This is a genomic window from Kitasatospora sp. MY 5-36, assembly GCF_001182915.1.
In the GTDB taxonomy this organism is placed as follows: domain Bacteria; phylum Actinomycetota; class Actinomycetes; order Streptomycetales; family Streptomycetaceae; genus Kitasatospora.
Window position 1 is genome coordinate 1 of record NZ_LFVW01000302.1, and the last position, 13,334, is coordinate 13,334.

The 13,334-nt window shown below is 71.2% G+C and carries 10 protein-coding genes, 1 tRNA gene and 2 pseudogenes; 2 read left to right on the forward strand and 11 right to left on the reverse strand.

The annotated features are described in order from the left end of the window. From AE652_RS20700 to AE652_RS45180, 5 genes and pseudogenes are all read right to left on the reverse strand, one after another. Positions 1-272: pseudogene (locus AE652_RS20700) on the reverse strand (response regulator); the annotation flags it as partial. Between the two features lie 269 nt (positions 273-541). Continuing rightward, entirely contained in the window at positions 542-1,504 is a 963-nt protein-coding gene (galE, locus tag AE652_RS20705) for a UDP-glucose 4-epimerase GalE (protein ID WP_049653698.1), read from the reverse strand. 141 nt (positions 1,505-1,645) lie between these two features. Beyond that, positions 1,646-2,314, reverse strand: coding sequence for a response regulator transcription factor (locus AE652_RS20710; protein ID WP_049653699.1), 669 nt, complete (start codon positions 2,312-2,314; stop codon positions 1,646-1,648). Between the two features lie 169 nt (positions 2,315-2,483). After that, a tRNA-Thr gene (locus AE652_RS20715) sits at positions 2,484-2,559 on the reverse strand. Positions 2,560-2,702: 143 nt separating this feature from the next. After that, a complete protein-coding gene (locus AE652_RS45180) occupies positions 2,703-3,209 on the reverse strand; it encodes a helix-turn-helix domain-containing protein (protein ID WP_107086495.1) in 507 nt (168 codons plus the stop codon). A gap of 177 nt (positions 3,210-3,386) precedes the next feature. Here AE652_RS45180 and AE652_RS20725 point away from each other — a divergent pair, with 177 nt between their 5' ends. Then, positions 3,387-3,983 (forward strand): flavodoxin family protein, encoded by a 597-nt coding sequence (locus AE652_RS20725; protein WP_049653702.1) that lies wholly within the window; start codon positions 3,387-3,389, stop codon positions 3,981-3,983. Between the two features lie 12 nt (positions 3,984-3,995). Here the strand turns inward: AE652_RS20725 and AE652_RS20730 are convergent, their stop codons facing one another. From AE652_RS20730 to AE652_RS20755, 6 genes are all read right to left on the reverse strand, one after another. Next, on the reverse strand, positions 3,996-5,402 hold the full coding sequence (locus AE652_RS20730; RefSeq protein WP_063780210.1) for an MFS transporter: 1,407 nt from the start codon (positions 5,400-5,402) through the stop codon (positions 3,996-3,998). 171 nt (positions 5,403-5,573) lie between these two features. Then, positions 5,574-6,866: a S8 family serine peptidase gene (locus tag AE652_RS20735; protein ID WP_234348461.1), complete on the reverse strand. Its 1,293-nt coding sequence runs from the start codon at positions 6,864-6,866 to the stop codon at positions 5,574-5,576. Positions 6,867-7,230: 364 nt separating this feature from the next. Next, on the reverse strand, positions 7,231-8,211 hold the full coding sequence (locus AE652_RS20740) for a S8 family serine peptidase (RefSeq protein WP_234348462.1): 981 nt from the start codon (positions 8,209-8,211) through the stop codon (positions 7,231-7,233). A gap of 57 nt (positions 8,212-8,268) precedes the next feature. After that, positions 8,269-9,663, reverse strand: a complete 1,395-nt coding sequence (locus tag AE652_RS20745; protein WP_053112150.1) for a S8 family serine peptidase — start codon at positions 9,661-9,663, stop codon at positions 8,269-8,271. Between the two features lie 99 nt (positions 9,664-9,762). Further along, positions 9,763-11,421 (reverse strand): WXG100 family type VII secretion target, encoded by a 1,659-nt coding sequence (locus tag AE652_RS49260; RefSeq protein ID WP_159028508.1) that lies wholly within the window; start codon positions 11,419-11,421, stop codon positions 9,763-9,765. 43 nt (positions 11,422-11,464) lie between these two features. After that, positions 11,465-11,947 carry a hypothetical protein gene (locus tag AE652_RS20755; RefSeq protein WP_049653708.1) on the reverse strand — a complete coding sequence of 161 codons (483 nt, stop codon included), beginning with the start codon at positions 11,945-11,947 and terminating at the stop codon, positions 11,465-11,467. 542 nt (positions 11,948-12,489) lie between these two features. Between AE652_RS20755 and AE652_RS20760 the strand changes: the two are divergent. After that, positions 12,490-13,334, forward strand: a pseudogene (locus AE652_RS20760) (YccS/YhfK family membrane protein); the annotation flags it as partial.

Below are 13,334 nucleotides of genomic sequence, written 5' to 3' on the forward strand. Positions count from 1 at the left end.
CCCGCCTGCGCTCCCGGCACGCCCGCCTGGCCGCCAGTCCCGATCGTCCCGGCCGCACCGACCGTCCCGACCGGCTCGACGCCCAGGTCGGCGTCGATCAACGCCACGTCGTAGGACCGGCCCTCGCCGGCCGCCCGCTCCAAGGCCCGCTCGGCGGCGGCGGCACTGCCGGCCGCCCCCACCTCCACGTCCGGCTCGGCGGCCAGCGCCGCGGCCAGTGCCTCGGCGAAGATCCGGTGGTCGTCGACCACCAGGACGCGAATCCGCCCCATCGTCCCTCCCCCTGCTCGCACCGCCCGAGCCCGGGGGCGGGGACCGGCCCGGCATCCGCGTTCCGGACCCGCCGTTCCGCCCGCCCACCGGTGGCCGGTGAGGCCGAATGGGCGCCGGCCCCCACCGGTACCGCACTCAGCGTACGGGGCGGGATACGCGCTCGTGGCGATTCGGTGAAGTTTCGTCAGAAGGTGCGTGAGTGGCCGGACTTGGACCGTCCGACCCTCACTCCACCACTGCTCACCGGCCGTTGCTCACCGGCCTTTCCTCACCGCCCGTTCTTCGCCAGGGTGAACGTCCAGGCGTCGGCGACGATCTCGTCCAGGTTCGGGCGGCGCGGGGTCCAGCCCAGCGTCTCGTGGGCGCGGGCGGCCGAGGCCACCAGCACCGCCGGGTCGCCGGCCCGGCGGCCCGCGACCTGCACCGGGATCTCCCGGCCGGTGACGCGCTTGACCGACTCGATCACCTCGCGCACCGAGAAGCCGCTGCCGTTGCCCAGGTTGCAGATCAGGTGCTCGCCCGGCTTCGCCGCGTCCAGCGCCAGCAGGTGCGCCTCGGCCAGGTCCGCGACGTGGATGTAGTCGCGGACGCAGGTGCCGTCCGGGGTCGGGTAGTCGTCGCCGTACACCGCGATGTGCGGACGCTGCCCCAGCGCGGCCTGGAAGACCAGCGGGATCAGGTGCGACTCGGGGTCGTGCCGCTCACCGTAGGACCCGTACGCACCGGCCACGTTGAAGTAGCGCAGCGAGACGGCGGCCAGGCCGTGCGCGACGGCCTCACTGGTGATCAGGTGGTCCACCGCGAGCTTGGTGGCGCCGTAGGTGTTGGTCGGCGCGGTGCGGGCGGTCTCGGCGATCGGCACGGCCTCCGGCTCGCCGTAGGTCGCGGCGGTGGAGGAGAACACCAGCTTGCGCACGCCCGCCGCGCGCATCGCGCTGATCAGCTCCAGCGAGCCGGCCACGTTGTTGCGCCAGTACTTCTCCGGGTCCGCGACCGACTCGCCGACCTGCGAGGAGGCGGCGAAGTGCAGCACGCCGTCGAAGGAGCCGTCCAGCACCTTGTCGGCCTCCTGGATCCGGCCCTCGACGAACTCGGCACCGGCCGGGACGCCCTCGCGGAAACCGGTGGAGAGGTCGTCCAGGACGGTCACCCGGTGCCCCGCCTCCAGCAGGTGGGCGGCGACCACACTGCCGACGTAGCCGGCGCCACCCGTGACCAGGTACTTACTCATGTTGCGACCTCCAGCGAACGACGGTCCGCCCGGTCGGGCGGAAGCCGTCGACGGAATCCGTACGACTGGGGTCATTCTCCCAATCCCACCGGGGTGCTCCGCGCCACCCGGACGACTGCTTCCAGCCTTCTCACCAACTCCTCAGCCGCCGGCCATCCGCTCCAGCAGACCGGTGCGCGCCGCCACCGCGGCCGCCTCCAGCCGGGTCCGCGCGCCGAGCTTCATCAGCACCCGCTGGACGTGCGTCCGGGCGGTGCTGGCGGCGATCCGCATCCCGGCAGCGATCGCCGCGGTGTCCTCGCCGTCCGCGATCCGGGCCAGCACCTGCACCTCACGGCGGGTCAGCAGCCGCAGCAGCCGGACGGCCTCGTCGTCCGGTTCGGCCGCCGGGCGCAGCAGTTGGTCGAAGGCGCCGCGCAGGATGTCCACCGCGACCGCGGCCTCGCCCGCGCGCGCCCGCCCGATGGCCCGCTCGACCACCTCGATCCGCTCGTCGCTGGGCACGTACCCGGCCGCGCCGGCCGCGAACGCCCCTGCCACTCCGCGCAGTTCACCCACCGGACCGAGCACGATCACGGCCACCTCAGGGCGCTCCCGGCGGATCCGGCGCAGCCCGTCGAAGGCACCCGACTCCCCCGGCGCGGCCACCCCCAGCAGACACACCTCGGGCCGCCGCCCGACCACCAGGTCGGCGGCGACACCGGCCGGGGAACCGACCGCCAGCACCCGGTGGCCGCGCAGCTGAAGTGCGGTGGCCAGCGCTTCGGCCAGCAGCCGGTGGTCGTCCACCACAACGAGTCGAACACCCATGACACCCTCCCGGTCGGGGTTCGGCTCGCGCCCGCACCCCTCGGGCGGGCGGCCGATGACGCACCATCACAGCGCATTCCGTACCCGACCCGCTAGGCCGTGGCGTGTCGGGCCGCGGAACCGGTCGGGAAACGCGAAAGACCCCCGCCGTGAGGCGAGGGTCTTTCAGTGGAGCCCCCATGCGGAATCGAACCGCAGACCTTCTCCTTACCATGGAGACGCTCTACCGACTGAGCTATAGGGGCTTGCCGGGCTTTTCACCGGGCCGGTCGAACAAGGAAGACATTACACGGCTCCGGGCCCGGAAGGGAAATCGGCCTCCGGCCCCCGCCGCCGGTCGGCCCGGACCTCGCCGCGCCAACCCGCCCGGTCGTCGCCACGCGCCGGCTCAGTCCTCGCCGTGCACCGCGTCGAACTCCTCGCGGGCCGCCATCATCCGCCTGGCGCGGTGCTCCGTCCACCGGCCGACCGGCGTGAGCAGCTCGGCCAGTTCGCGACCGAGCGGCAGCAGGTCGTAGACCACCCGCGGCGGCGTCTCCGGGAAGACCGTACGGAGCACCAGCCCGCTGCGCTCCAGGTTGCGCAGCGACTGGGTGAGCATCTTGCGGCTGACCCCGCCGACCCCGCGCTGGAGTTCGGAGAAGCGCTGCGGCCCGCAGCCGAGGAGGCTCATCAGGATCAGCATCGACCACTTGTCGGCCAGCTCGGCGAAGACCGCGCGGCTGGGACAGAGCTGGGCGAACACGTCGTACTCCGGCTCGTCCGGTCCGTCCGGCTCCCCCCGTGCGTCCCGCGCTTCCTTCGCGCCCCGTGCTTCCTGCGCGTTCCGCACGTCCTTCGCGTCCTGCTCCGCGGGTTGTCCGGTCCCGGTCCGGGCCGCTTGCTCCGTCGTCATGCGTCCAGGGTAGCCCTGCGGTCTCCAATCCACCCTTGGTAACCAATGGAGACCTGGTCTATATTGGAGACCAACGGAGCCGGGGCCCGCCGCCACCGCGGTGCGCCCGCCCCGTCCCGTCCCCACGCCTGCCCGCCGGCCACCGCGCCGGCCCGCACCCGTCCCCTGGAGCGCCGCATGACCGCCGTCCGTCCGACCGTCGCCCTCGCCTACCACTCCGGCTACGGCCACACCGCCGTGATCGCCGAGGCCGTCGCCCGTGGCGCCGCCGCCGCGGGTGCCGAGGTCGTCACGATCGCCGTCGACACCATCACCGAGGAGCAGTGGGCCCAGCTGGACGCCGCCGACGCGATCGTCTTCGGCTCCCCCACCTACATGGGCACCGCCTCCGGCGCCTTCCACGTCTTCGCCGAGGCCACCAGCAAGCGCTGGTTCTCCGACTCCTGGAAGGACAAGGTCGCGGCCGGCTTCACCAACTCCGCCTCCAAGAGCGGCGACAAGGCCGGCACCCTCTTCTTCTTCCAGACCCTCGCCGCCCAGCACGGCATGAGCTGGGTCAACCTCGGCCTCAAGCCCGGCTGGAACGCCACCACCGCCTCCGAAGACGACCTCAACCGGCTCGGCTTCTCCAACGGCGCCGCCGCGTCCTCCCCGGCCGACGCCGGCCCGGAGGCCGTCCACAAGTCCGACATCGCCACCGCCGAGCACCTCGGCGACCGCGTCGCCCGGCACACCGCCGTCGTGCTGGCCGGCCGCGCCGCCCTGGCCGGCTGAGCCCACCCCTCGTCAGGCCGCCGGATCCGTCCCCAACCGGGGCGCCCGGCGGCCTCCGCCGTCCACCGGGCCGTCCGCCGCACCGAGTTCGGCACCGTCCGCCGCACCGCCCGTCACCCCGCCCGCCACACCGTCCAGCGAGCCGAGCTCCGCGCCGGTGTTCTCCGGCAGCATCCGCAGGCACCCCAGGGCCAGCACACCCAGCACCGCCAGGTACCAGCCCACCGGCTGCGCCGTCCCGTACGCCCCGGTCAGCCGGGTGGCCACCAGCGGCGTCGTCGCACCGCCGACCACACCGCCCAGGTTGTACGTCAGCGCCGCGCCCGTGTAGCGCACCCGGGTCGGGAACAACTCCGGCAGGAACGCCGCCAACGGCCCGAACATACAGCCCAGCACCACCATCGCCCCCGCCAGCCCGACGAACATCAGCGGCCGGCTCACCGTCTCCAACAGCGGGAACAGCACCGGCGACCAGACCGCGGCCAGAGCCGTCGCCCACCGCAAGGTCCGCCGCCGCCCCCAACGGTCACTGCGCGAGGCGCTCAGCCACACCGTCGCGGCCATGCCCACCGCCCCGACCAGCAGCATCGACAGCACCACCGTGCTCGCCACCCCGAGCCCGGTCGTCGCGTACGCCAGCGCGTACGTCGTGGTCAGGTAGAACAACGCGTACCCCACCGTGATCGCCCCGCCGCCCGCCAGCACCGGACGCCAGTGCCCCCGCAGCACCTCCAGCACCGGCAGCCGCTCCCGCCGCCCCTCCGTCCGGAACAGCGGCGACTCCTCGACCCGCAGCCGCACGAACAGCCCCACCGCGACCAGGACGAACGAGGCCAGGAACGGCACCCGCCAACCCCACGCGCGGAACGCCCCCTCGTCCAGGCCGAGTTGCAGCGCCAGGAACACCCCGTTCGCCAGCACGAACCCGATCGTCGGCCCCAGCTGCAGGAACCCCCCGTACCGCCCCCGCCGCCCGGCCGGCGCGTTCTCCGCGATCAGCAGCGCCGCCCCGCCCCACTCCCCGCCCAACCCGACGCCCTGGCACACCCGCAGCACCACCAGCACCGCCGGCGCCCACCACCCCCACGCCCCGAACCCCGGCAACAGCCCGACCGCCGCCGTCGCCAACCCCATCAGCAGCAGCGACACCACCAGCGTCGCCTTCCGCCCCACCCGGTCCCCGAAGTGCCCGAACACCACCGCCCCCACCGGCCGGGCCAGGAACGCCACCGCGTACACCGAGAACGCCGCCAACAGCGCCCCCACCGTGCCCAACCCGGGAAAGAACACCGGCCCGAACACCAACGCGGCCGCCGTCCCGTAAATGAAGAAGTCGTAGAACTCGATCGCCGTCCCGATCAGCGCCGCAGCCGCCGCCCGCCGCACCTGCCCGACCCGCCAAGCACCCTCCGCATCCATACCACCACCCTCGCCACCCCCACCCCGCCCCCACCAGCCTCCACCCGAGTGACCCCGGCGCACACCCGCCGCCCCACGCCCCCGACGTGCGCGAGGGCGCCAGGATGCACCTGACGCCCTCACACCTCAGCCGACCCGCCTGCGCGGCTGCCCGGCAACGCGGCAACCCGGCTACCTCGCGTACGGGTTGTCCTCCGGCGGCACCTGCGGCCGGTACGACGGCAGGTCCGGCGGCGGCACCAGCGACACCTGAGCCACCCGAGGCCGCACAGCCGACTTCCGCCGCCACACCACCGCGAACACCACCCCCGCCACCAACACCAACCCGGCCACCACCCCCGCGACGACCGGCACCGCACCACTGCCCGAACCCGACGCCACCTCAGCCTTCGGCCGCGCCGACGGCACACCAGCCGGGCTCTCGACAGGAACCGGCACCACCGAGGCAGCAGCAGACCCACTCGCCGACGGCACCGGAGCCACCGACGGCACAGCCGCGTCAGCCGGAAGCGGCGACACGTCAGCGGGGCCGGGATCCCCCGGATCCGTCAACGCGATACGCGGCCGCACCGCACCCCAGCCGGCATCGTCCGTGCGAACCGTCCCCCCGTTCGGCCTGCTCGCCGTATTGATGAGGACCCGCAGGACCTGGTTCGCCGTCCAGTCCCTGTAGGCCGCCCAAACCAGTGCCGCGGAGGCGGAAACCAGAGCTGCCGCGTCCGACGTCCCGTGGCTCTTGCAGTACCCGGTTTCGGACGTACAGGCCTCTACCATTTCCTCACCAGGCCCCACGAGTGCGACCTGCGGCCCCGTCTGGGACTCCGCAGTCACGGTGCCGCTTCGGTTGATGGCTCCGACGCCGACAACGTTCGGCAAAGCACCCGGATATTCCGCAAGATTTCCATCTTGCGCAGAATTTCCCACACTGGAGACCACCAGCACCCCCTTTGCCCTCGCATTCGCAAGGATCCGGTTCAGCTTGGCGACATCTGTAGAAGAAGTCTGCACCGCGGCCATGCCCTGGGAAATATTGATGACCTTGGCGCCTTGGCCCACCGCATAGTCAACCGCCTGACCGATTTGGCCGAGGAAATCCGACGAGATCGATGACCCCTCGGAGCCGTTGGCAATCTTCAGCGGCAGGATTTTAACCCCAGGCGCCAGTCCGTACGCCCCGGTTCCCCCTTGGCCCTTCCCGGTCCCCGCGATGAGACTGGCCATCTGTGTCCCATGACCTCCAACGTCGAGCCCGACGCCACCAGGGCTGCCACTGAAATCCTTACCCGGCAAGAACTGTCCCACCAGGTCCGGATGATCAAGCTTGAAGCCTCCGTCGATCACCGCAACAGTGACTCCCTGCCCCGTGGAGACCTTCCACATCTCAGGGGCATGCATCGCATCCAGGTGCCACTGCTGCTGCCGAATCGAGCCATCGGCGACAGCCGGCGTCACCGCGGTCCCCACCACGCACAGGCTCACAACCCCCAGAGCCACAAGCCGACGAACCCACATCCCGTACTCCCCCAACAACGTGACCTACCTCGCGTACGGGTTGTCCTCCGACTGCACCCGAACCACCTCGGGCTGTACGGCCGGCTTCCGGCGCCGCACCACTGCGAACACCACACCGGCCACCAACACCAACCCGGCCGCCACACCCCCCACGATCGGCAACGCACTGCCCGACCCCGACGATGCCTCAGCCTTCGGCCGCGCCGATGGCGCACCGGCAGCCACATCGGTCGGGCTTCCGGCCTGGCCCGGAACAGCAGATGCGGCAGCCGAGGCGGTTGCCGAAGGCGACGGAACCGACGACGGTGTCGCCGCATCACCCGGAACCGGCGAAACATCCGCCGGACCCGGGTCCCCCCGGATCCGTCAACGCGATACGCGGCCGGACAACGCCATAACCAATGATGTTGTTGCGATCGGAACCGTCGTTCGGCTTCCCCGCGGTATTGATGAGGACCCGCAGTACCTGATTCGCGGTCCAGTCCTTGTGCACGGACCAGATCAATGCGGCCGAGGCCGAGGCCAGAGCAGAAGAGTCCGATGTGCCATGACCCTTGCAATACCCGGTATTCCCGGTGCATGCCTCGACGATGTCAACACCAGGCGCGGAGAGAATGACCTGCGCCCCCTGCTGGGACTCCGAAGTCACAGTGGCGTTGCGGTCGATCGCGCCCACCCCGACCACGTTCGGCAGGCCGCTCGGATACTCGAGAAGATTTCCTGACTGGTAGGAGTTACCCACACTGGAGAACACCAGAACACCCTTCGCCCGCGCCCAGGCCAGGGTCTTGCTCAGCTTCTCCGCGTCAGCAGGAGATGCGGTGACGGCAGAGATTCCCTGCGAGATATTGACGACCTTGGCACCCTGCTCGACCGCATACGTGACAGCCTGCCCGATCTGCCCCAGAAAATCCGCCGAAACCATGGCCCCTACGGACCCGTTATTGATTTTCAGTGGAAGGACCTTGGCAGCAGGAGCAAGGCCGTACGCCCCCGTGCCGCCACTGGCCTTTCCGGATCCTGCGACGAGGCCCGCCATCGCCGTACCGTGACCGTCAGCGTACGAGCCGACGCCGCCCGGGCTCTCACTGAAGTCCTTACCAGGGAGGAGCTGTCCCACGAGGTCCGGATGGTCCAGCTTGAACCCGCCATCGATCACCGCGACAGTGATGCCCTGGCCCCTGGAAACCTTCCACACCTCAGGTGCGTGCATCGCGTCCAGGTGCCACTGATCAGCACGAATCGAGCCATCGGCGGCAGCCGGTGTCACCGCGCTCCCCACCACGCCCAGGCTCACAACCCCCAGGGCCACAAGCCGACGACCCCACATCCCGCGTTCCCCCAACAACGTGAACTACCTCGCGTACGGGTTGTCCTCCGGCGGCACCGGCGGCTGGTACGACGGCGGAGCCGGCGGCATCTCCCCCATCGGCTGCTGCGACGGCAGCGGCGGCACCTGGGCCACGTCCGGCTGCGCGGCCGACTTCCGACGCCGCACTACCGCGAACACCACTCCCGCCACCAACACCAACCCGGCCACCACACCCGCCACGATCGGCAACGCACTGCCGGAGCCCGAGGACGCCTCAGCCTTCGGCTGCACCGACGGCGCACCGGCGGCCACATCGGTCGGAGTCTCGACCGGGATCGGCACCGCAGACCCAGCAGCAGGCGCGGTCGCCGAAGGCGACGGGGCCCCCGACGGTGCAGGCGTGCCAACCGGGAGCGGTGACACGTTCGCGGGACCAGGATCTCCCGGATCCGTCAAAGCAATACGCGGCCGCACTGCACCATAGCCAACAATGTCGTTGCGGCTGGACCCGTCGTTCGGCTTCCCCGCGGTATTGATGAGGACCCGCAGTACCTGGTTCCCCGTCCAGTCCGGGTGCGCCGCCCACACCAATGCCGCCGAGGCCGATACCACGGCGGACGAGTCCGACGTGCCATGGCTCTTGCAATAGCCCGTGGACGATGTGCAAGCCGCGATCATGTCCATTCCGGGCGCCACGAATACGACTTGCGGACCCCGTTCAGACTCGGCCGTAACAGTGCCGTTTCGATCCGAGGCTCCGATGCCGACTACCCCAGGGAGCGCACCAGGGTACTCGACCGGATTACCCTTCTCGGCTTCATTACCAGCGCTGGCGAACACCAAAACGCCCTTACCTCTGGCTGTCGCGATGATTCCGTTCAGTTTCGCCACATCTGCCGGGTAAGCGGTTACCGCATCAATCCCTTGCGAGATGTTGATGACCTTCGCCCCTTGGTCAACCGCATAATCGATGCCTTGCCCGATCTGATCCAGGAAGTCAGTCGAAACGAGCGACCCAACCTTTCCGCTATTGATCTTCAACGGGAGGATCTTGACGCCAGGAGAGACTCCCAGCGCGCCGGTCCCGGCATTGCCCTTACCGGTCCCAGCGATAAGGCTGGAGATGCTCGTGCCATGGCCGTCTGCGAAGGACCCCACACCACCGGGGCTCCCACTGAAGTCCTTGCCCGGCAGGAACTGCCCCTCCAGGTCCGGATGGTCCAGCTTGAACCCGCTGTCGATCACCGCAACCGTGATGCCCTGTCCCTTGGTGACCTTCCACATCTCCGGAGCGTGCATCGCTTCCAGATGCCACTGCTGCTGCCGGATCGTGTCCTCGGCAACCGCGGGTGCTGCGACCGGGCCGACCACGATTCCCGCCGCCAGAAGCGCCGCAGCAGCAGCCCGCCAACGCGCCCGCGCGTTCGTCCGCCCCATCACAACTCCTCGTCAATCTCTCCGTCGACCGGGAAGCGTGCCCCGAACAAGTCTGCCCGGCCACTGGGGGTGCCCAGTGGCCGGGCAGTCGTTGCCGTCCTACTCAATCACGTCCGGATTGCTGTGCGGCGTACCGCTGGTCCAGGTCTCCTCGTCCTCGTGCAGGTAGTCGGCCCGCTGGCGGCGGTCGCGCTCCTTCCGGCCGCCGTGGCCCGCCGCTCCGGGGGCCATCATGCCGTTCTGCCTGGCCTGGGGGCCGCCCTCGCCGGCACCCGCCGCGCGGTTGCGCAGACCGGTACCACCCGGCGTGAACTCCCCACCGGCCGTCGGGCCCTTGCGGCCACCGACCGTGCCACCCGTGGTCGAGGACAGGCCCCGGCCGCGCGAGCCTCCGCTGGCGCCGACCGCACCGCCGTGGGCACCGCCCATGCCGGGGTGCATGCCGCCGCCCATGCCACCGGGCCCACCGACCCGGCCGCCGCCGCCCGGCCCCGCCTCACGGGCGCCGAAGACCGTCCCGCTGGGCAGGCCGGGAGTCCCGTTCCTCCCCTGCCCGGGGCCACCACCGAACGGGGTCGTGCGCACCGGAATCTGGCCGCCGCCCTTGCCCGGGACGTACCCGCTGCCACCGCCCTTGGTCGGGACGGTGCCGCCGCCCGGTCCACCCGGGATGCCCGTGACCGGGCCGCCACCGGGAATGCCGGGCCCGCCGCCCGGGCCACTCGGCCCGTTCGGGTAGCCGGGAAGGGTGGTCGGTCCGTCCGTCGGCAGCTGGCCGCCGCCGGGGCCGTACGGGCCGGTCTGCGTGGGCAGGGTCGGCAGGGTGGGCAGGCTGTTGAGGTCGGTGCCCGGACGGTTGACCGGGTCCGACGGGTACGACGGCGGGGTCGAGGTCCCCGGGTCCTGCGGCTCGGGCGGCAGCTGGCCGCCGCCACCGTGCGGCGGGGGCGGGGTGTTGCCCGGGTTGGACGGGCCGGGGCCGTCCGAGCCCGGGTCACGGGGCAGGACCTTTCCGCCGCCGTAGCCGCCGCCACCGGACGGGTCGGACCCACCGCCGACGCTTCCGCCGCTCAAGCGGGGGTTGCGAACCGAGCCACCAGAGCCCGCCGAGCCACTACTGCCGCCCGAAACGCTCGACGAGCCGGCTTTGTCGGCGCCAGAACCAGGCGTCCCCGGCAGCACCACATCCGAAGGGATCCCGTTCAGCGTCGTCGTCGCCGCGCTGTACGCCTGCGCCAGTTTCTCCATCTGGAGAACGGCTTCCTGGTGCTCCTTCTCGACCTTCGCCTTGGCCTGGATGAACTCCGTCGACGTCACCCACTTGGGGTCGACCGTCTTCATGTAGGAGTCGGCGGACTGACCGACGGCAAGTTGGGGGATCTTCACCAGGTCCGACTGGCTGTTGTACTTGTTGACCGCCTGGATCTCCGTCTTCGGAGGCTCCGGCACAGCGACCTTGGCGGTGCTGAGTGCCTCCCCGGCCTGATGCATCGCGTCACCGGCGGTCGTGGCGTGGTCGCCGATGATCTGCGCCGACTGCTGCAGGTTGTTCACCCACGTCTTGAAGTTCTCGGCCGCCGGGCCTTCCCAGGTGACGTTGCCGACATGCGACTTGAGCGCCGCACTCAGTTCCTTCAGCACCCGGCCGGCCGACTGCAGCTGGGTGCCGCGACTGAGGACCGTCGTCGGGTCCGTGCTGTCCACCATCTTCCGCAGGTGGGCGTGTTCCATGCTTTCGAAGTTCGTGCTGGCTGACACTACTTGCTCCCCGTTTCCCCGTAGGACTCTCCCCGAGCCGGCATCAGTACTGGCTGCCGGTCGACCCCGGTGCCGACGTGGTGACACCCGCGTTCTTCGCGACGGCGTTCTGCGCGGCCGTCGTGTGGTCCTCGTTGGTCGCGTAGATGCTGGCCGTCCGCGTAACCGCCGTCTGCATCGCCTGGATCTGCGACACGAAGTCCTTGTGCAGCTGGACGAGCTGGGCGTGCACCTTCCCGTAGGCGGTGGTCAGCGCCGTCGCCTCGGCGAAGTCCGCGCTCGCGAAGCTCTTGCCCGTCAGCTTCTGCTCCTGGAGCTTGTACGGCGCGGCCGGCGAGCCCTCCATCGCGGCGAGCAGGGCCTCGATCTTGCCCACGAACGTCGTGAGCGTGTCGAGCTCGACCTGGACGTTCTGCTTCCCGAAGGCCGCCACCAGGTCACTGGCGCTGACGTTGGTCTGCACCGTGCTGACGACGGGGGCGATGTTGATCCCGCCTAGCGTCCATGGGAGCTTCTGGTCCAGCATGAACGGTGCCGAGTCGTTCGCAGGCGCCTGGCTGCCCGGGTCGGTCCCCGACGCGCTGGGTGCCGGGTTGGCCGAAGGGCTGGGCGCGGCAGTCGTCGTAGGGCTCGGGGCCGGGCTCGGCGACGGGCTGGGCGTAGGACTCGCCGAGGGTGTCGGCGTAGGACTGGGCGACGGACTCGCTGACGGAGTCGGCGTCCCCGAACTAGTTGCACCATTGCCTGCCACGGCAGTTCACCTCTCCCCCGTACGGCCCGCCGCGCCCGGGGCGTCCCGGGCGGCCGCGTTCCGCAACACACCGTCAACTTCTGGGTCGTACCGTCCTGGTCGGTACACCGTCCGCCCTGTGGACGGTTTCCGCCTCCGTCATCGTAGCCATCGCCTCTGTCGGACCGGCAGGGACCTTGGCCCGCCCGTACGCGATCGGTACGAACTTGACATGTGGGAGCCGCCGCGGACGGCCTGGGTAGACTGACCCGGTACGCCCCATCTGCCGCGCAATGTCGCACAGCAGCGACCCCAGGCCGCAGAACGGACGTGACCGCGTGAGCTCTCCCGACGTCTCCCCTTCCCCCTGGTGGGCCCGTGCGGCGCGGCCCGCGCGGCCGCCGGTGCCGGTGGCGTTGATGGTGCGGGCGGCGGTGGGCATGGCGGTGCCGTTGGCGGTGGGGCTGCTGGTGCACCGGCTGGATCTGGGGGTGTTCGCGGGGCTCGGGGCGATGCACGCGACGATGAACGACCGGGCCGAGCCGGGCAGGTTGCGGGCCGCCCGGATCGGGACGGCGGTCCTCGCCTCGGCGCTCGGCATGCTGATCGGCACCGCGCTCCAGCACGCGGACGCGGACGGCCTCGTCCTGGGTGTCGTGCTGACGCTGACCGCCTTCGCCTCCGGCGCGCTGAGTGCGACCGGTCCGCGCGGTTCGGCGGCGGGGATGCTGCTGCTGGTGTCGGCGGCGCTGGGCAGTGGGATGCCGTTGCCGCAGCCGTGGTGGGCGGCGGCGCCGATGCTGCCGGTCGGGGCCGCGTTCGTGGTGCTGCTCGGGCTGCCGGCGGGTGCGCCGAACCGGCCTGCCGCGGATCCGCGCAACCGGGCGCTGGCCGCCGCGTACGACGCGCTCGGCCGCACCCTCGCCGACCTGGGCGGCCCGCGGGCGGGCGCCTCCCGCCAGGTGTTGACGGCCCGCCTGAACCAGCTCCAGGACCTCCTCGGCACGCATCGGAGGGACCGCCGGGAACGGCAGGACCACCGAAGCAGGCGGAACCGCCGGGCCCGGATGTACGAGGCCGCCCTCGCCGCCACCGAGGCGGCGACCGGCCTGCTGTGGGCGCGCCGCCCGGTCCCGCCCGAGGTGGCCGAGGTGCCGAACCGGCTGGCGGCCGCCGTGCGGCG